Annotated in this window: 16 protein-coding genes; 12 read left to right on the forward strand and 4 right to left on the reverse strand. The window is 61.4% G+C overall.

Going from position 1 to position 17,406, the window contains the following annotated elements; translation table 11 throughout:
• Window positions 1-63: 63 nt before the first annotated feature.
• Window positions 64-969 carry a LysR family transcriptional regulator gene (locus tag JL2886_RS03125; protein ID WP_065270679.1) on the reverse strand — a complete coding sequence of 302 codons (906 nt, stop codon included), beginning with the start codon at window positions 967-969 and terminating at the stop codon, window positions 64-66.
• Window positions 970-1,063: 94 nt separating this feature from the next.
• On the opposite strand from JL2886_RS03125, the gene metF reads away from it, so the two are divergent.
• Window positions 1,064-1,933 carry a methylenetetrahydrofolate reductase [NAD(P)H] gene (gene metF / locus JL2886_RS03130; protein ID WP_065270680.1) on the forward strand — a complete coding sequence of 290 codons (870 nt, stop codon included), beginning with the start codon at window positions 1,064-1,066 and terminating at the stop codon, window positions 1,931-1,933.
• 102 nt (window positions 1,934-2,035) lie between these two features.
• Complete coding sequence (locus JL2886_RS03135; protein ID WP_065270681.1) at window positions 2,036-2,527, forward strand: PaaI family thioesterase; 492 nt, start codon at window positions 2,036-2,038, stop codon at window positions 2,525-2,527.
• Window positions 2,528-2,947: 420 nt separating this feature from the next.
• Here JL2886_RS03135 and JL2886_RS03140 read toward each other — a convergent pair whose 3' ends face one another.
• Genes JL2886_RS03140 through JL2886_RS03150 form a run of 3 tightly spaced genes read right to left on the reverse strand, consistent with a single transcriptional unit; the run spans window position 2,948 to window position 7,505 of the window.
• The gene (locus JL2886_RS03140; protein WP_065270682.1) at window positions 2,948-4,030 is read right to left on the reverse strand and encodes a DUF2235 domain-containing protein; all 1,083 of its coding nucleotides are present in this window, start codon (window positions 4,028-4,030) and stop codon (window positions 2,948-2,950) included.
• Entirely contained in the window at window positions 4,008-6,305 is a 2,298-nt protein-coding gene (locus tag JL2886_RS03145) for a xanthine dehydrogenase family protein molybdopterin-binding subunit (protein ID WP_065273506.1), read from the reverse strand. Before JL2886_RS03145 ends, JL2886_RS03140 begins: the two co-directional genes overlap by 23 nt.
• 42 nt (window positions 6,306-6,347) lie before the next feature.
• Window positions 6,348-7,505 carry a type III PLP-dependent enzyme gene (locus tag JL2886_RS03150; RefSeq protein ID WP_065270683.1) on the reverse strand — a complete coding sequence of 386 codons (1,158 nt, stop codon included), beginning with the start codon at window positions 7,503-7,505 and terminating at the stop codon, window positions 6,348-6,350.
• 132 nt (window positions 7,506-7,637) lie between these two features.
• On the opposite strand from JL2886_RS03150, the gene JL2886_RS03155 reads away from it, so the two are divergent.
• The 10 genes from JL2886_RS03155 (at window position 7,638) to JL2886_RS03200 (ending at window position 17,259) form a co-directional block, all read left to right on the forward strand.
• Window positions 7,638-8,081, forward strand: a complete 444-nt coding sequence (locus tag JL2886_RS03155; RefSeq protein ID WP_065270684.1) for an Lrp/AsnC family transcriptional regulator — start codon at window positions 7,638-7,640, stop codon at window positions 8,079-8,081.
• 331 nt (window positions 8,082-8,412) lie between these two features.
• Window positions 8,413-11,550 carry a valine--tRNA ligase gene (locus JL2886_RS03160; protein WP_065270685.1) on the forward strand — a complete coding sequence of 1,046 codons (3,138 nt, stop codon included), beginning with the start codon at window positions 8,413-8,415 and terminating at the stop codon, window positions 11,548-11,550.
• Window positions 11,551-11,723: 173 nt separating this feature from the next.
• The gene (locus JL2886_RS03165) at window positions 11,724-12,017 is read left to right on the forward strand and encodes a DUF1330 domain-containing protein (protein WP_065270686.1); all 294 of its coding nucleotides are present in this window, start codon (window positions 11,724-11,726) and stop codon (window positions 12,015-12,017) included.
• Window positions 12,018-12,058: 41 nt separating this feature from the next.
• Window positions 12,059-12,541, forward strand: coding sequence for a TerB family tellurite resistance protein (locus tag JL2886_RS03170; RefSeq protein WP_065270687.1), 483 nt, complete (start codon window positions 12,059-12,061; stop codon window positions 12,539-12,541).
• On the forward strand, window positions 12,523-12,963 hold the full coding sequence (locus JL2886_RS03175; protein ID WP_065270688.1) for a TerB family tellurite resistance protein: 441 nt from the start codon (window positions 12,523-12,525) through the stop codon (window positions 12,961-12,963). The genes JL2886_RS03170 and JL2886_RS03175 overlap by 19 nt, the downstream gene beginning before the upstream one ends.
• Complete coding sequence (locus tag JL2886_RS03180; RefSeq protein WP_065270689.1) at window positions 12,960-13,742, forward strand: phosphate/phosphite/phosphonate ABC transporter substrate-binding protein; 783 nt, start codon at window positions 12,960-12,962, stop codon at window positions 13,740-13,742. Before JL2886_RS03175 ends, JL2886_RS03180 begins: the two co-directional genes overlap by 4 nt.
• Window positions 13,743-13,944: 202 nt before the next feature.
• Entirely contained in the window at window positions 13,945-14,691 is a 747-nt protein-coding gene (locus JL2886_RS03185) for an ABC transporter ATP-binding protein (protein ID WP_065273507.1), read from the forward strand.
• A 44-nt stretch (window positions 14,692-14,735) separates the two neighbouring features.
• Window positions 14,736-15,446, forward strand: coding sequence for a transporter substrate-binding domain-containing protein (locus JL2886_RS03190; RefSeq protein WP_065270690.1), 711 nt, complete (start codon window positions 14,736-14,738; stop codon window positions 15,444-15,446).
• Between the two features lie 128 nt (window positions 15,447-15,574).
• Window positions 15,575-16,456, forward strand: a complete 882-nt coding sequence (locus tag JL2886_RS03195) for an ABC transporter permease (protein WP_082995986.1) — start codon at window positions 15,575-15,577, stop codon at window positions 16,454-16,456.
• The gene (locus JL2886_RS03200; protein ID WP_065270692.1) at window positions 16,453-17,259 is read left to right on the forward strand and encodes an ABC transporter permease; all 807 of its coding nucleotides are present in this window, start codon (window positions 16,453-16,455) and stop codon (window positions 17,257-17,259) included. Before JL2886_RS03195 ends, JL2886_RS03200 begins: the two co-directional genes overlap by 4 nt.
• The last annotated feature ends 147 nt before the right edge of the window (window positions 17,260-17,406 follow it).

Raw genomic sequence — 17,406 nt, forward strand, 5'->3', positions numbered from 1 at the left:
CCTGTTTACGTCCAAGAAACCGCCCCCGCCGAGATCAGCCCGGCTGGGGCACTGCCAAACGCGTTATTGCTGCTGCAGCTTGCGCGCCTCGACCTTGGCCAGGCGGATCAGCTCTTGCATATAGGGCTTTTCGCGGTCCTCGCTGCGCACCGCAGCATAGAGCCTGCGGGTAATCCCCTCTGCGGTCAGCGGCCGGGTCACATAGTCCGAGGAATACTTGACCTCGCGCACCACCCAATCCGGCAGAACTGACACCCCTCGGTTCGATGCCACCAACAAGAGGATCACGGCGGTCAGCTCAACCTGGCGGATGGATGCAGGTTCAACCCCCGCCGGGGTCAGAAGCTGGCTGAACACATCCAGACGGGATTTTTCCACCGGATAGGTGATCAGCGTCTGGTCCTTGAAATCCTCCGCGTCGATATAGGGTTTTACCGCCAGCGGGTTCTGCGATGAGGCGACGAAAACCGGCCGGTAATCAAACAACTCGATAAATTCGATGCCGGGCAGCGTATCCGGGTCGGACGAAACTACCAGATCCACCTCTTCCTTTTGCAGCGCGGGCAGCGCGTCAAAGGCAAGGCCGGGGCGAATGTCCACGTCAACGTCCGACCAGCTCTTGCGAAAGGCCTCAAGCACGGGGAACAGCCATTCGAAACAGGCGTGGCATTCGATGGCGATATGCATCCGCCCGGCGTGACCCTCGCGCAGGTTGGAAAACTCGGCCTGTGCGGCCTCGACCTGCGGCAGGACCTGTTCGGCCAAACGCAATAGCCGCAGCCCGGCAGGCGACAGTTTCATCGGCTTGGAGCGGCGCAGGAACAACTCCACCCCCGCTTGTTCCTCCAGCCCCTTGATCTGATGGCTGAGCGCGCTTTGCGTGATGTTCAGCTGCTCGGCCGCGCGGGCCAGACCGCCGGCTTCGTGGATGGCCTTGATCGTGCGCAGATGGCGGAATTCGATGTGCATTCTATCGCGTCGCTCATGTTGTTCTTGAGAATTATGAGTTTGTCTCACAATGCTGCGTGTGCAACAAGAGGTCAAATCAGTCGGAGATCCCCTAATGAAGACCCCTGACATCTCGTTCGAGTTCTTTCCGCCGCAGTCGCTTGAGGCTTCTTTCCGCCTTTGGGACACGGTTCAGGTTCTGGCACCGCTGGACCCGCGCTTTGTATCCGTCACCTATGGCGCCGGTGGCACCACCCGCGATCTGACCCGCGATGCTGTGGCAACGCTGCATAAATCCTCGGGCCTAAATGTGGCCGCGCACCTGACCTGCGTGCAAGCGACCAAGGCCGAAACGATGGAGATCGCGGACCGCTTTGCCGAGGCAGGCGTGTCTGAAATCGTTGCCCTGCGCGGCGACCCGCCAAAGGGCGAAGGCAAGTTCACGCCGCACCCCGACGGGTTCGCCAATTCGGTTGAACTGATCGAGGCCCTGGCGGACACCGGCAAATTCACCGTGCGTGTCGGTGCCTACCCCGACCAGCACCCCGATGCCGCAACCGCCCAGGCCGATGTCGACTGGCTGAAGCGCAAGCTGGACGCAGGCGCGGACGAAGCGTTGACGCAGTTCTTCTTCGAACCCGAAACCTTCTTCCGCTTCCGCGATGCCTGCGAAAAGGCGGGCATTGACGGCTCGAAACTGACGCCGGGCATCCTGCCGATCGAGAACTGGAAAGGCGCCCGCAATTTCGCCCGCCGCTGCGGCACCAAGATCCCCGCCTGGGTCGAGGATGCCTTTGAAAAGGCGCTGCGCGATGACCGCGCTGATCTGCTGGCCACCGCGATGTGCAGCGAGCTCTGCACCGAGTTGCTGGAAGGTGGCGTCGAGAAGCTGCATTTCTACACGCTGAACCGTCCTGAGCTGACCCGCGATGTCTGTTTTGCCCTTGGCATCACGCCCAAGGTCTCGCTCGAGAACGTGGCGTAAGACTTGCTGGCGCCGTAAGCCGCGCCTAGCCTCATTCCAAAATGGAACTCTGATTGCCCGGCCTTGGCGCCGGGCACTTCAATTGGATGGGGCATCTCTTTCATGTTCATTGCAAAATCGCCTGCGGACCTGCTGCCGATGTCGGAAATCACCCAGCTTTCGGGCCTTGAATTCATGCAAGGCATTCTGGATGGCAAACTGCCCGGCCCGCCCATCGGCGCGCAGCTGGGCTATGCTCTGCACGAGGTTGGCGACGGCCGCATTGTCTTCCGCGGCACGCCGGAGTTTGCATATACCAATCCCATGGGCACCGTGCACGGCGGCTGGTATGGCACGCTCTTGGACAGCGCCATGGCCTGCGCGGTGATGACCCGCGTGCCCAAGGGATCCGCCTATACGACGCTGGAATACAAGATCAACATCTTGCGCTCAATTCCACTGGGCGTCACAGTGGATTGCATCGGCGTCACCGATCACGTGGGACGGTCGACCGGCGTGGCCCATGGCGAAATCCGCGGCGTCGAGGATGGCAAGCTCTATGCGACAGGTTCAACCACCTGCATCGTGATGAAACTGCCGCCCGCAAAAGGCTGATCGATACCTTGTGATCTTCAGTCTAGTTCGAACAGATCTCCAACCGCTTGCCCACCCTGTTCCTCGCTCCGGTGCCAGCCGATCCACATCGGTGCCTCACAGATGCCTCGCTCCAACAGCGCGGCAGAAAGAGCCTTGGCTAGCTTTTCGGGGGCACCAGACAAGCGATGCCTCTTTACGTAACAATCAACGCGCCAGTGCGAATTTACCCCTTCCGAGTAGTCAGGACGCCAGACAAAAAACCGGGCAACCGGTGTCAGTGTGGCGCCACTTCCTACTCGGTTTCCACGTCGATGGTAGATATCCCCAACTTGGTGTTCCTCACTGATCTGACACTCGGCTTCGTAGCTATCTGCTAAATCAAAGCGTTCTATTCGCATAGGAAAGCATTCCTCCACGCCCCTTGATCAACACGAAGGCTTAGCGTGCTGCGCGCGAGGGCCAGAACAGGCGCCAGGCCGAGCGCTTTTCCTTGATCACAAAACCCTTAGCACTGCTGTGCAGACGCTCGCTCGGGTCCTTGCCCACCGGACGGCGACTGCGCAGCAAGAAGATCTTACCCCAGCCGCGCCAGGTGCCGACCGATGGCGCGCCGGGATCCACCGGGAACCGCATGCGCCAATCCTGCGGCAGCGGCAATCCGCAATCCTCGGCCTTTTCCAGCATCCAGACCAGCGACAGGTTCGCGAGCGGCCGCGCCGCCTCAAAACCGCCAAGCTGCCCGCCCACATCCCCATGGGCGCCGCGGAACCACATCTGCTCCACCCGGCCGTTGAACCCGTCGGGACAGGACCACAGCACCGGGGCAAAGACGTCGCGGGTCTCCTCCAGCGCCAGCGCATGATAGCCATTCTTCACATGCGGGCCCAATTCGTCGTTGTGAAACCCATGCGGGTCCTTGGACCAGCGCCACAGTACCGGCAGGCGAAAGCCCAGCGCCTTGACCGTGTCCCAGACGCCGATCATTTCGATCTGGGTTTCAGCGTGGCAATAGGCATCGTGAAAGGCGCGCGCGATCTCCGCGTCCTGCCCCTGCTGGTAATGGCGGTAGGCGGTGCGAATATTGCGTTCGGTGGCGTGTTCGGGCCGCAGCAGGCCCACCTCGCCGATCACCCCGGCCAATGAGCGTACCGCATAGGCCCCGCGGCTGTATCCGATCAGGAAAATACTGTCGCCAGGCCGGTAGCGCGAGGCGAGATAGCCATAGGCACGACGGATCTGCCGGTTGATCCCTGTGCCCACCATGACATCCCGCGCACTGGACCAGCCAGTCCATTGCACACCGGTTTCGTAGAATACGGAAACTTCCGGGCCGACCTCCTTGCACAGAAGGTAAGTCTGCCCGGCATGGGATTCGTGGCCCGGCCGCAGCGAGGTCATGGTCCCGTCCAGAATGATCACATGGGCCTGCGGCCCGCGCAGCGCGGTCTCGGCGGAATGCTCGGACCGCAAAGGCCGTCCGAGCCATCCAAAGACACGTTTACTCAGCTGCGACAGAGACATCCCTTAGCACTTCCCATAGTTTCAACGGCGTGAACGGCATGTCCATCTGGTGCACACCGCGTGCCCAGACCGCATCCTGCACCGCATTGGCGACCGCCGCCATGGCGCCCACGGTTCCAGCCTCGCCGCAGCCCTTCATCCCCATCGGGTTCTGGGTCGAGGGCACGGCCTCGGTCGCAAAGCCGATCATTGGCATATCTGACGCCCGTGGCATGGCATAGTCCATGAACGTTGCCGTGAGCAGCTGCCCCTCTTCGTCATAGACCACATGTTCCAGCATTGCCTGACCCAGGCCCTGCGCAACACCGCCATGCACCTGCCCTTCGGCCAGCGCCGGGTTGATCAGGTTACCAAAGTCATCCACCACAGTATAGCGGTCAACCTCGGACGCGCCGGTTTCGGGGTCGATCACCACCTCACAGATATGAGCCCCGTTCGGGAACGAGCGCCCCGGCAGCGTGGCCCGCGCCGAGTGACGCAGCAACTCGGTCCGGCCCTGCGCGCGGGCCATCTCGGCCGCTTCAAGTACGGTGGGGGTAACGTTGGATCCCGGCGCGCGGAAGGTTTCACCATCAAATTCGATTGCGTCTTCCTCGACGCCCATTTCATCGGCGAGGAAAGGCGTAAAGGCCGCGACCATCGCATCGACGGTGGCAAGGGTAGCATTGGCCTGCGTGGTGACCGAACACGACCCGCCTGTGCCGCCGCCCTTGGCGATCAGGTCACTGTCGCCCTGCACCACGTGGATCTGGTCTGCGGGAATGCCGGTCTGATCCGCAAGGAACTGCGCGTAAACGGTTTCATGCCCCTGTCCGTTGCTTTGCGTGCCGACATAGATATTCACCCGGCCGTCCTCCAGAAACTCCACTTCCGCGCCTTCCGAAGGATCACCCAAAATGCTTTCGATATAGTAACACAGGCCGACGCCCCGCAGTTTGCCCGATGCTGCATCTGCAGCCTTGCGGGCCGGATAGCCTGCCATATCAGCCTCTTCCGCGGCGCGGCTCAGCACCCGGTTGAAATCGCCGACATCGTAGCTTTCGCCAGTGACGGTGGCATAAGGAAAGGCTGCCGGGGCGATGAAATTGCGGCGCCGCAGCTCCCAGGGATCAACGCCAAGTTCACGCGCGGCCCGGTCCATCACCCGCTCCAGCACATAAATCGCCTCGGGGCGGCCGGCGCCGCGATAGGCATCAACCTGGGTGGTGTTGGTATAGATCCCTTCGACACGCAGCCAGGCGGTCTGGATGTCATAAACCCCGGCCAGAACGCGGCTGAACAGGGTCGTCTGGATGATCTGGCCGAAAGGCGCGTTGTAGGCGCCAAGGTTGCAACGGGTGTTCACCCGATAGGCGGTGATCTTCAGATCCGCATCAAAGGCCAGTTCCGCCAGCGAGGTCAGATCGCGCCCACCATTGTCCGACAGCATCGATTCCGTGCGGTCCCCAACCCAAAGCACCGGCCGTCCCAGAACCTTCGCCGCATGGGCAACCGCATAATATTCCGGATAGGGCTGCGATTTCATGCCAAAGCCGCCGCCCACATCCGGGGTCACCACATGTACCTGCTCTTCTTCAAGGCGCAGTTTCTTGGCGAGGTTGGATTTGACGCCCCAGACTCCCTGCCCGCCAAAGGTGAAATGCAGACGGTCGTCCTTCCATTCGGCAAAACAGCCGCGCGGCTCCATAGAGTTGACGATGACCCGGTTGTCCTCGACTTGCAGCGCCACGGTATGAGCCGCCTCGGCAAAGGCGGCTTCTGTTGCGGCCTCATCGCCCATACCCCAGTCAAAACCAAGGTTATCGGGCACATCCGGGTGCAGCGGCTCACCGCCCGGCGCGATGTCCATTTTCACCGGCAGATCGTCGATTTCCAGCTCGATCAATTCTCCGGCATCACGGGCCTGATCCATGGTTTCGGCCACGACGACCGCCACAGGTTCGCCGACATGGCGCACCCGATCATGGGCCAGCATCGGGCGGTGCGGCGCCGCTGCGCCCGATCCGTCGCGATTCTTGATCAGGATGCCATCGATTCCGGTGTCATAACCCGCCTCAAGATAGTCGGCATAGGTCACCACCATCTGTACGCCCGCGGCGGCGCGGGCATCTTCGACGTCCAAACGGGTGATCGTGCCATGCGCCACGGGGCTGCGCAGAACCCAGCAGCGCAAGGCGCCCTGGGGCGCAGAATCCTCGATATAGCGACCGTGTCCCGTCAGGAACCGGACATCCTCGACCCGTTTCACCGGCTGGCTTTTTCCGAACTTTTCCATGCTCATCCCCTTCGCGCGCTCAGTGCTGCTTTGGGGCCGACATTAGCCTCGCGTGCCAGCTTGTCCAGAGAGCTCGATCACGGTGGCCACATCCGAAAGGCCATAGCCATTGAATTGCGTGCTCATGGCGGAAGAATAAGCACCAAGCCCGGGGAACAGCACATAATCGCCTGTCACGCTGTCTTCGGGCAACGGCAGACCATCCGGAAGACGGTCCAGGCTGTCGCAGGTCGGGCCGAACACGATGCGCGGTTTGCGCGGCGCCGACCGGTGCTGCCCTTCGGCGCTGACCACGGTCACGCGCCCGGGCAAACCCATGTCGCGGAAGTCGACCAGCCCGCCATAGATCCCATCGTTGAGGTAGACCACGCCGCCGCCCTGGCGGAGGCCTTTGATGCGGGCGGCAAGGGTAAAGGCCTCAGACACCATCGCCCGACCCGGCTCGCAGATCAGCTCTGGCGCGGCGTCACCAAAGGCATCGCACACAGCAGTCCCAATGGCTGAAAACACCGTCTCAAGATCCGGCGCCACGCCATCGCGGTTGGCGGCAAAGCCACCTCCGACGTTCAGCCGCGCCACCTTTACCCCGGCAGCATCGACGATCCGGCGTGCGGCGTGGATATATTCGACCCAAGCCGAGGCATCCTCACATTGGGTGCCGGGATGAAAACACAGGGCCGGTGTCCAGCCCTCTGCCGCAACCCGTTGCAGCAGCGCGATCGCCTCTTCCGGGGCGGCGCCGAACTTGCTGCCAAAATCATAGGCCGCCCCCTGTACCGGCAGGGCAAAGCGCACCGCGATCTCGCAGTCGCGCGGCACATCGGCCAGCTTGTCCAGCTCGCTCGCCTCATCCACCGACCAGCTGGCCACGCCATGAGAGATACCCGCCGCGATTTCCACATCCGAACGCACCGGGTTATTGTAATGCATCACCGCATCCGCACTGGCCGCGCGCACCGCCTCCATTTCCGCAGGCGAGGCCACATCAAAGGCCGACACCCCGGCGGCCACCAGATTGGACAGAACCGCAGGATGGGGGTTCGCCTTGACTGCATAGGTCACCAGCCCCGGAAAGCCGGTCAGGAACCGGTCCGCCACCTCGTGCAGCACCCGCGGCGAGAAATAGAGGATGGGATGATCCGGCTGCCGCCGCGCAAGATGCGTTTCGGGGTCAAGCCAGAGCGGGGGAATATGCTGCATAAGATCAAAGCCTTGTTGGACGGACTGCGTGCCGATTGACGGTTTTCTTGCATTTTCGCCCGGTTGCGCGTCGATTTCCCCCGTCACTATTGATAGTATGACGGAAATTCCCGTCATTATGGTGCATACAAAATGCAGATAGACGAAACAGATCAGCGACTTCTGGCGCTTTTGCGCGACAATGCCCGCCGCCCGGTGGCCGAACTGGCGCGTCACCTCAATCTTGCGCGCACCACCGTTCAAACCCGGATCGAACGGCTGGAAACGCTGGGCGTTATCGCCGGGTACACGCTGAAGATCTCCCCTGCGGTGCGCCCGCCCCTGCAGGCGACGGTGCTGATCTCCATCGAACCCCGCAGCGGCCCCGAAGTTCTGGCCCGTCTGCGCAGCCTTCCGGGGGTCGAAGTGGTGCATACGACCTCGGGCCGGTTCGACCTGTTGGCGCAGGTCGTGGCCCAAACCACGGATGAACTGGACGAAACCATCGACCGCATTGGCGAGGCGCGCGGCGTTCGCTCTTCAGAAAGCCTGATCCACCTGTCGACCAAACTGGACCGCAGCGGCAGCCGGGGCTAGGCGCCGCGCCCATCCTTCAACACCGGTGAAAACAGAATTTACGGGGTGCCAAAAGTAGTGCGCCCGGCCGACTTTGCGGGCATCCGCATCAAAGTCTGGCCGGGCGTCTCGTGAATGGCGGACCGAGGGGAGGACCCGCTGTTCTCTTCATAAACCACCTTAGCGGCTCAGAGTTAAACCACCGTTACCGCCCCGCGCGTTGACGGCGCCAAAACCCGCATTACTCCCCCCGCCTGCCTTATTTTCCTGCCCGCCTTGGCACTTTCCCTTTGCCGCCCCGTTCTATATGGGAGAACGCGACGAAAAATGACACGCACGCAGGACCAAACCGATGGCGATGGAAAAGACATTCAACGCAGCCGAAGCCGAAAGCCGTCTTTACGCGGCCTGGGAAGAGGCGGGCTGTTTCAAGGCAGGCGCAAACGCGAAGCCCGAGGCTTCCACCTATTGCATCATGATCCCGCCCCCCAATGTCACCGGCGTCCTGCACATGGGCCATGCTTTTAACAACACGCTGCAGGACATCCTGATCCGCTGGAAACGCATGCAGGGCTTTGACACCCTGTGGCAGCCTGGACAGGACCACGCCGGCATCGCCACCCAGATGGTTGTGGAACGCGAACTGGCGAAGAACCAGCAGCCCTCCCGCGCCGAACTCGGCCGGGAAAAGTTCCTGGAAAAGGTCTGGGACTGGAAAAGCCAGTCCGGCGGCACCATCGTCAACCAGTTGAAACGCCTCGGCGCCTCCTGTGACTGGTCGCGCAACGCCTTCACCATGTCCGGCGCCCCCGGTGCCCCGGAAGGCGAAGAGGGCAACTTCCACGATGCCGTCATCAAGGTCTTTGTGGAGATGTTCAACAAGGGCCTGATCTACCGCGGCAAGCGGCTGGTGAACTGGGACCCGCATTTTGAGACCGCGATTTCCGACCTTGAGGTGGAGAATATCGAGGTTGCGGGCCACATGTGGCACTTCAAATACCCTCTCGCGGGCGGTGCAACCTATACCTACGTCGAAAAGGACGAGGACGGGAATGTCACGCTCGAGGAAGAGCGCGATTACATCTCCATCGCCACTACCCGCCCCGAAACCATGCTGGGCGATGGCGCCGTGGCCGTGCACCCCGATGACGCGCGCTATGCCCCTATCGTAGGCAAGCTGGTCGAGATCCCAGTGGGCCCCAAGGAACACCGCCGCCTGATCCCGATCATCACCGATGAATACCCCGACCCCGACTTCGGCTCGGGTGCGGTGAAGATCACCGGCGCACATGATTTCAACGACTATCAGGTGGCCAAGCGCGGCGGTATCCCGATGTACCGCCTGATGGACACCAAGGGCGCGATGCGTGCCGATGGTGCGCCTTACGAAGAGGCCGCAACCACGGCCATGGCCGTCGCCAAGGGCGAGCAAACCCTTTCGGAGGCCGAAGCCGACGCCATCAACCTTGTGCCCGAGGACCTGCGCGGTCTGGACCGCTTTGAGGCCCGCAAGGCCGTAGTGCAGCAGATCACCGACGAAGGTCTCGCGGTGATGGTGAAAGAGGCCAAGACGGACGACGAGGGCAACCTGGTCGAAACCATGGTGCCGCTGGTCGAGAACAAGCCGATCATGCAGCCCTTCGGCGACCGCTCCAAGGTGGTGATCGAACCGATGCTGACCGACCAGTGGTTCGTGGACGCTGAAAAGGTCGTCGGCCCGGCGCTGGAGGCCGTGAAGGACGGCACCGTCAGGATCTTGCCGGAGTCGGGTGAGAAGACCTATTACCACTGGCTGGAAAACATCGAACCCTGGTGCATTTCGCGCCAGCTGTGGTGGGGCCACCAGATCCCGGTCTGGTACGGCTTTGACCTCTCCGGTGAAGGGTTCACCGATGACGAGGGCGATGGCGCGCTTGATCTGGTCGAAAGCCTGCGCCTGATGTGGGAGCAGAAGCTGCTGATCGGCGAAGAGCCGCGCCATTGCGCCGCTGATTTCGACAGCGTCAAACCGCAATTCGACGACATTCTGGTTGGCCTGCCGACGCCGCTGAACCACGCGCAGGTGGTTGAAGTCGAAACCCGCGCCGATGCGGTCAAGGCCTTTGCCGCCGCGCTGGCCGAGTATGAAACCACCCAGGATCCGACCAAACTGATCTACCCGGTCTGGCGTGACCCCGATGTGCTCGACACCTGGTTCTCTTCCGGTCTGTGGCCAATCGGCACGCTGGGCTGGCCTGAACAGACCGAGGAACTTGGCAAATACTTCCCGACCTCGACGCTGGTCACCGGGCAGGACATCCTGTTCTTCTGGGTTGCCCGCATGATGATGATGCAGCTGGCCGTCGTGGATCAGATCCCGTTCGACACTGTTTACCTGCATGGCCTTGTGCGCGACGCCAAGGGCAAGAAGATGTCGAAATCCACCGGCAACGTCATCGACCCGCTGGATATCATTGACGAATACGGCGCCGATGCGCTGCGTTTCACCAATGCGGCGATGGCGAGCCTCGGCGGGGTGCTGAAGCTCGATATGCAGCGGATCGCCGGCTACCGGAACTTTGGCACCAAGCTGTGGAACGCCATCCGCTTTGCCGAGATGAACGAGGTCTTCGCCGATGCGGTGCAGCAGACCGATGTGGCCGATCTGAAGCCCGCGCAGGCCGTCAACGCCTGGATCATCGGCGAAACCGCCCGCGTGCGTGAGGAAGTGGACGCGGCGCTAGAGGCCTATCGTTTCAACGATGCGGCGCAGGCGCTTTACGCCTTTGTCTGGGGCAAGGTCTGCGACTGGTATGTGGAGCTATCCAAGCCATTGTTGCAGGGTGAAGACGCCGCAGCCCAGGCCGAGACCCGCGAGACCATGCGCTGGGTCATGGATCAGTGCCTGATCCTTCTGCACCCGATCATGCCCTTCATCACCGAAGAGCTGTGGGGCCAGACCGGAACCCGCACCAAGATGCTGGTGCATGCTGATTGGCCTGCCTACGCCGCCGCTGACCTGGTCAATGCCGAGGCCGACCGGGAGATCAACTGGGTGATCTCGGTCATCGAGAACACCCGCTCTGCCCGCGCGCAGATGCATGTGCCTGCGGGCCTCAAGGTCGCCATGTTGGTGACCGAGATCGACGAGGCCGCCCAAACCGCATGGGACCGCAACGAGGCGCTGATCAAACGCCTTGCGCGGATCGACAGCCTGACCAAGGTCGACAGCCTGCCGAAGGGCTGTGTCTCGATCTCGGCGCCCGGCGCTTCCTTCGGCCTGCCGCTCGCCGATATCATCGACATCGACGAGGAAAAGGCACGCCTTGAGAAAACCCTTGGCAAACTGGCCAAGGAACTTGGCGGCCTGCGCGGACGGTTGAACAATCCGAAGTTCGTGGCCTCCGCCCCCGATGAGGTGGTGGAAGAAGCGCGCGAGAACCTTGCCGCCCGCGAAGAGGAAGAAACCAAGATCAAAGAGGCGCTTGCCCGCCTTTCTGAACTCGGCTGACATACCCCTTGAAGCCGCCCGCGCAAAACGGGCGGCTTTCACTAGGCGCAACCCCGTTACTTAACGAATTTTTTGGATTTTCCGGAACCGAACGGGGAAATTCAGGCCAAGGCGGCCATTGTTTTTGTTTCGCTTCTGTTTCAGCTTATCAAAAAGACAAAAAAGGATTCCGAATGCCAAAGGGATATTGGGTTGCCCATGTCGATGTTGACGATATGGAGCGTTACAAGGACTACGTGGCGGCCAATGCGGCGCCCTTTGCCGAATACGGCGCGAAATTCCTGGTGCGCGGCGGCGCGAAAGAAGTCCGCGAAGGACAAACACGCGCCCGTACCGTCGTGATCGAATTCAAGGATTTCGACACCGCAAAGGCCTGCTACGACTCGGTCGCCTATCAAGACGCCAAGGCGCTGCGCGATCCGGTCTCGACCGGCGACATGGAAATCATCGAAGGCTACGACGGTTAGAAACTGTTGGCCCCACCGGCGTTGCAGGGTATCCTGATCTCATGCTCAAAAAGCTCTTTCAAGCCTTCCGCCCGCCGCAGCCCCCTGCGCTGCCGGATCCCGACGCTGAACTGGCCCTCGGGGCGCTGATGGTGCGCGTGGCGCAATCCGACCGGGAATATCAGCTGGAAGAGATCAGCCTGATCGACCGGATTCTGGCGCGGTTATATCAGCATAACGCCATTGAAGCGGCCAAGGTGCGCGCCAGCTGCGAAAAACTGCACGCCGCAGCGCCCGAGACCGATACATTTGGCCGCCTGATCCGCGAAACCACCGGGCTTGACGAACGGCTCGCCGCGCTGGACGCCCTGTGGGAAGTGGTGCTGGCGGATGGCGACGAACACGAGGGCGAAGTCAAGATCGTGGAAGACGCCCGCAAGGCCATGGGCCTGTCCTATGCCGACAACGAAACCGCGCGGGAGCGGGCGCGCCGCAAACTCGCCAACGCCTCAGAGGAAACTCAGACTTGTTCCAGGACCTCCTGAACCGCCTTCTGTCCCCCGCGAAGGTCACCCTCGCGGATGAGGACGCCCGACTGGCCCTCTGCGCCCTTCTGGTGCGCGTCGCACGATCGGATCACAACTACTCCGAAGAGGAAAAGGACCGGATCGACCGCATCAACCAATCCCGCTACGGGCTGGACATGGGAGGCGCGATCCTGCTGCGCGAAGAGGCAGAGGCGATGGAGGCCGAAGCCCCCGACACCGTCCGTTTCACCCGCGCCATCAAGGATGCCGTACGCTATGAGGACCGTACTGCGGTGATCGAGGCGCTGTGGATGGTCGCCTTGGCTGACGGCCACAGAGATGACAGCGAGGATACGTTGCTCCGGCTCTCCTCCAGCCTGCTTGGGGTGAACGACCGGGACAGCGCCCTGGCCAGACAACGTGCGGAGGCTGCACTGTGATTGCTTTTCTTGGAATGTACGACCGCCCGGAAACCGCCGAGGCCAATGACCGTCTTTGGGCGGCAATACGTGAGGCGCTGGACGGCGAATGGGACGTCCCGGAGACGCTGGACCGCAAAAGCGATCCCTGGAGCGCCTGGACGGCAAAGAACCTGCTGCTGGCCCAGACCTGCGGCTGCCCGCTACGCACCCGCCTATACGGCGAGGTACAGCTGATCGGGACCGCCGATTACGGCCACGCAGGCTGCGCGCCGGGGCATTACTACAGCGTCTTTGTTGCCCGCAAGGATGCAGATGTCTCCCGCCTGAGCCAGCTTGATGGCAAGGTCTTTGCCTATAACGACGGCCTGTCGCAATCCGGCTGGGCCGGACCGCTGATCCATATGCAGGATGAAGGCATGCTGCCCGGCGAATTGCTGGAGACTGGTGGCCACCGGGAGTCTGCTCTGGCCGTGGCAGAGGGGCGCGCCGATTTTGCCGCCCTTGATATCCTATCTTGGGAATTGATGCAGCAATACGACGATTTCGCCGCCGACCTTCAGGCCTTTGAGCGCACCGCGGAGACCCCCGGCCTGCCCTATATCACGGCCATCGGGAACGCTCCGGACGTGCTGTTCAAGGCGATTGAAACCGCGATTTCCAACCTCGACGAGGACACGCTGGCGACGCTGCACCTCAAGGGTATCGTACAAATTCCCATGTCCGATTATCTGGCGGTGCCGACACCGCCCGGCCCAGTGCTGACCGGACAAAAGATCCGCGCCCGCGCCAAGGCCTGATGCATTGTCCGTTTTGTCGGCAGGCCTGACCGTTTCGCAGGAAACCACGGATCTTTGTGCGGTTTGAACATTGCAATTCGGCTTTTTTTGGGTCCAATAAGACAAAATTTTATCCAACCGGACGACGCGCACCTTGACCGAAACAACGACCAAAGCAACGCCTGCGAGCAAAACTGCACCCGACGCCACTCCGGTTCTGGAGATGCGCGGTCTGCATAAATCCTATGGCGATCTGGAGGTCATCAAGGGCGTCGACATCACCGCCCCGCGCGGCGCCGTGGTGTCGCTGATCGGCTCATCCGGGTCTGGCAAATCGACGCTGCTGCGGTGCTGCAACCTTCTGGAAGACAGTCAGCAGGGGGAAATCCTGTTCAAGGGCGAGCCGATCAAATGGGTCGGCAGCGGCCTGAGCCGTCGCCCTGCCGACGCAAAACAGGTTCTGCGCATCCGTACCAACCTGTCGATGGTGTTCCAGCAGTTCAACCTGTGGTCCCATATGACCATCCTGCAAAACGTGATGGAGGCGCCGCTGACGGTGCTGAAACGCGACCGCGCCGAGGTTGAAGCTTCTGCGCGCAAATATCTCGACAAGGTCGGCATCGGCGACAAATGCGACGTTTACCCGGCGCAACTGTCGGGTGGCCAGCAGCAGCGCGCCGCCATCGCCCGCGCTCTGTGCATGGAGCCCGAAGCCCTGCTGTTCGACGAACCCACCTCGGCGCTCGACCCGGAACTGGAGCAGGAAGTCGTCAAGGTGATCAAGGATTTGGCCGCCGAAGGCCGTACCATGATGATCGTGACCCACGACATGAAGATGGCAGAGGACGTCTCCGATCACGTCGTGTTCCTGCATCAGGGATTGATCGAGGAGCAAGGCACCCCGGCCGAGGTCTTTGGCAACACCAAATCCGAACGACTGAAGGCTTTCCTGTCTTCGACCAAACGCTAAAACCAATAAAACGACCAATAACCAACCAAAACGGGAGTATACTCATGAAATCCATTCTTCTCGGCACCGCCGCCCTGGCCCTGACCGCAGGCGTGGCACTGGCAGATACCGTGCGTCTGGGCACCGAGGGCGCCTACCCTCCCTACAACTTCATCAACGACAAGGGTGAAGTGGACGGGTTCGAGCGCGAGCTGGGTGACGAGCTGTGCAAACGCGCCGAGCTGACCTGCGAATGGGTCACCAACGACTGGGATTCGATCATCCCGAACCTGACCTCGGGCAACTACGACGCGATCATCGCGGGCATGTCGATCACCGAAGAGCGTGAGGAAGTCGTCGACTTCACCCAAGGCTACACACCGCCGTCGCCCTCGGCCTATGCGGCGATGTCCAGCGACGTGGACCTGACCGGTGGCATCATCGCCGCCCAGACCGCAACCATCCAAGCCAACCACGTGGTCGACACCGGCGCGACCTTGGTGGAATATCCGACCCCGGATGAAACCATCGCAGCCGTGAAATCCGGCGAAGCCGATGCCGTTCTGGCCGACAAGGATTACCTGGAGCCGGAAGTCGAAGCCTCTGACCTGGTCTTCGTCGGTGACGATGTACCGCTGGGCGGTGGCATCGGCATGGCCTTCCGCGAAAGCGATGACGAGCTGCGCGGCAAGTTCGACGCCGCCATCACCTCGATGAAGGAAGACGGCAGCCTGAACGAGCTGATCACCAAATGGGAAGTCGGCGGCACCTGGTAAGCCACGCCTGCCCTTTCCAAGAGACTGGCAAAGGGGGGCACTGCTCCCCTTTGCTGTATTCCCCCCGTTGCGCGCATGATCCGGCTCCGTCAGGAGGGATGCGGGTGACATAGACGACGAGGTCAGCCATTTTCTCCTATTGCTCAGACCCGGCCACCCTGGAGGGCCTCCAGTGGCTGTCATGTTACCTGACCACCGGAAAGCACATGGGTTTTTATCTCGCTTTCGGGACGGTCCTGCTGCTGCTCGCCATCACCGCGCCGCTGGCGCTCCTGTTCGGCTTTGGTGGCGCTATTGCAGCCCGCTCTCACTTCCCGCCCCTGTCCTGGCTGGGCAAGGGATACATCGCCATCGTGCGCGGTGTGCCCGACATTGCCTTCTTCCTATTCTTCGTCATCGCGCTGGATCAGGGAATTGAATGGCTGCGCCACAAGGTCAAATGCCCGGACTGGGATCAACCGATCCGCCAGGGCAGCGATTTTCTGGTCTGCGACATCGCCAAGATGCCGCTGGGCACCTCGCCGCAGTGGATCCACGAAGTCTACGGCTTCTCCCTTGCGGTGGTGACCTTCGCTATCGTGTTCGGCGCCTTTGCGGCCAACGTGCTCTATGGCGCGATGAACGCGGTGCCGCGACCGCAGATCGAAACCGCCGAGGCCTATGGCATGACACGCAGGCAGGCCTTCTGGCGCATTCAGGTGCCGCAGATGTGGACCTATGCCCTGCCCGGCCTGTCGAACCTCTGGATGGTGCTGATCAAGGCGACGCCGCTGCTGTTCCTTCTGGGCGTCGAGGATATCGTCTACTGGGCGCGTGAACTGGGCGGCTCCAAGACGGCCAAGTTCACCGATTACCCGCACGGCGACTGGCGCATGTGGTATTTCCTGGCGCTGCTGGTCTTCTACCTCGCCTTTACCAAGGTGTCAGAGGTGGTGTTGGCCCGGATCACGACCCGCCTGTCGCATGGGCAAGCCACCCTGGGCGGAGAAGCGCAGAGGAAAGCCAAATGAGCTGTATCGAGACCATTCAGGCCTATGCCTTCCGCTCGCTTGGTTACGGGGAACGCCTGCTGCCGCGCAGTGATTTCACCCTGTGCGAACATTTCACCCTGATCGGATCAGGGATGATCTGGAACATCTATTTCGGCACCATTGCGGTGATTACCGGCTTCTTCTTTGCCAATCTCCTGGCGGTGGCGAAGAACTCCTCCTCCGCGGTCTGGCGCAAACCGGCAGAGTGGTTCATCTTCGTCTTCCGGGGATCGCCACTCTTCATCCAGTTCTTCTTTGCCTATTTCTTATTCCTGGAAATGAAGGGCTTCTCGCCCATCCTTGATGCCTTCTCCTCGGCCTGGTTGGGGGCGCTGGTGGTGTTGTTCTTTAACACCTCGGCCTATAGCGCCGAAATCTTCTATGGTGCGCTGCGATCGATCCCCAAGGGCGATATCGAGGCGGCGGACGCCTATGGCCTGTCGGGCTGGCACCGGTTCCGGCGCATCATGTGGCCCACGATGATGCGTCTCGCCTGGCCGTCCTACACCAACGAGGCGATTTTCCTGTTCCACGCCACGACGCTGGTCTTCTTCTCCGGCTTCCCGGCCTGGCGGCAAAAGGGCGATGCGCTCTACTACGCGAATTACTTTGCGGACAAGACCTTCAACCCCTTTGTGCCCTATCCGATCCTGGCCTTTTATTTCATCCTGCTGACGCTTTTGATCATAGGTCTGTTTGGCCTTGTGAACAAAAGACTGAACCGGCACGTACCGAAGGAAAGACGGGTCAAAATGCGGTTCAGGCCAAGCCTTATCCGCTGAACGCCGCCACGGAATAGCACTTTGAAAATGGCTCCTTCGGGGGCCATTTTTTGTGCGCAGGCGTGGCTGCGACAATTTTTGATCAAATTTTGATTGCGTCTTTACGCGGCTCGGGTAGAACTATGGGCAGAAACAATGGAGCCCCCC

Origin of the sequence: Phaeobacter gallaeciensis, from assembly GCF_001678945.1 — a bacterium.
GTDB lineage: Bacteria > Pseudomonadota > Alphaproteobacteria > Rhodobacterales > Rhodobacteraceae > Phycobacter > Phycobacter gallaeciensis_A.

Coding starts and splice junctions, on each gene's coding strand:
- JL2886_RS03125 (WP_065270679.1), bottom strand. CDS start 969: ATGCACATCGAATTCCGCCATCTGCGCACGATCAAGGCCATCCACGAA.
- metF (WP_065270680.1), top strand. CDS start 1,064: ATGAAGACCCCTGACATCTCGTTCGAGTTCTTTCCGCCGCAGTCGCTT.
- JL2886_RS03135 (WP_065270681.1), top strand. CDS start 2,036: ATGTTCATTGCAAAATCGCCTGCGGACCTGCTGCCGATGTCGGAAATC.
- JL2886_RS03140 (WP_065270682.1), bottom strand. CDS start 4,030: ATGTCTCTGTCGCAGCTGAGTAAACGTGTCTTTGGATGGCTCGGACGG.
- JL2886_RS03145 (WP_065273506.1), bottom strand. CDS start 6,305: ATGGAAAAGTTCGGAAAAAGCCAGCCGGTGAAACGGGTCGAGGATGTC.
- JL2886_RS03150 (WP_065270683.1), bottom strand. CDS start 7,505: ATGCAGCATATTCCCCCGCTCTGGCTTGACCCCGAAACGCATCTTGCG.
- JL2886_RS03155 (WP_065270684.1), top strand. CDS start 7,638: ATGCAGATAGACGAAACAGATCAGCGACTTCTGGCGCTTTTGCGCGAC.
- JL2886_RS03160 (WP_065270685.1), top strand. CDS start 8,413: ATGGCGATGGAAAAGACATTCAACGCAGCCGAAGCCGAAAGCCGTCTT.
- JL2886_RS03165 (WP_065270686.1), top strand. CDS start 11,724: ATGCCAAAGGGATATTGGGTTGCCCATGTCGATGTTGACGATATGGAG.
- JL2886_RS03170 (WP_065270687.1), top strand. CDS start 12,059: ATGCTCAAAAAGCTCTTTCAAGCCTTCCGCCCGCCGCAGCCCCCTGCG.
- JL2886_RS03185 (WP_065273507.1), top strand. CDS start 13,945: ATGCGCGGTCTGCATAAATCCTATGGCGATCTGGAGGTCATCAAGGGC.
- JL2886_RS03190 (WP_065270690.1), top strand. CDS start 14,736: ATGAAATCCATTCTTCTCGGCACCGCCGCCCTGGCCCTGACCGCAGGC.
- JL2886_RS03200 (WP_065270692.1), top strand. CDS start 16,453: ATGAGCTGTATCGAGACCATTCAGGCCTATGCCTTCCGCTCGCTTGGT.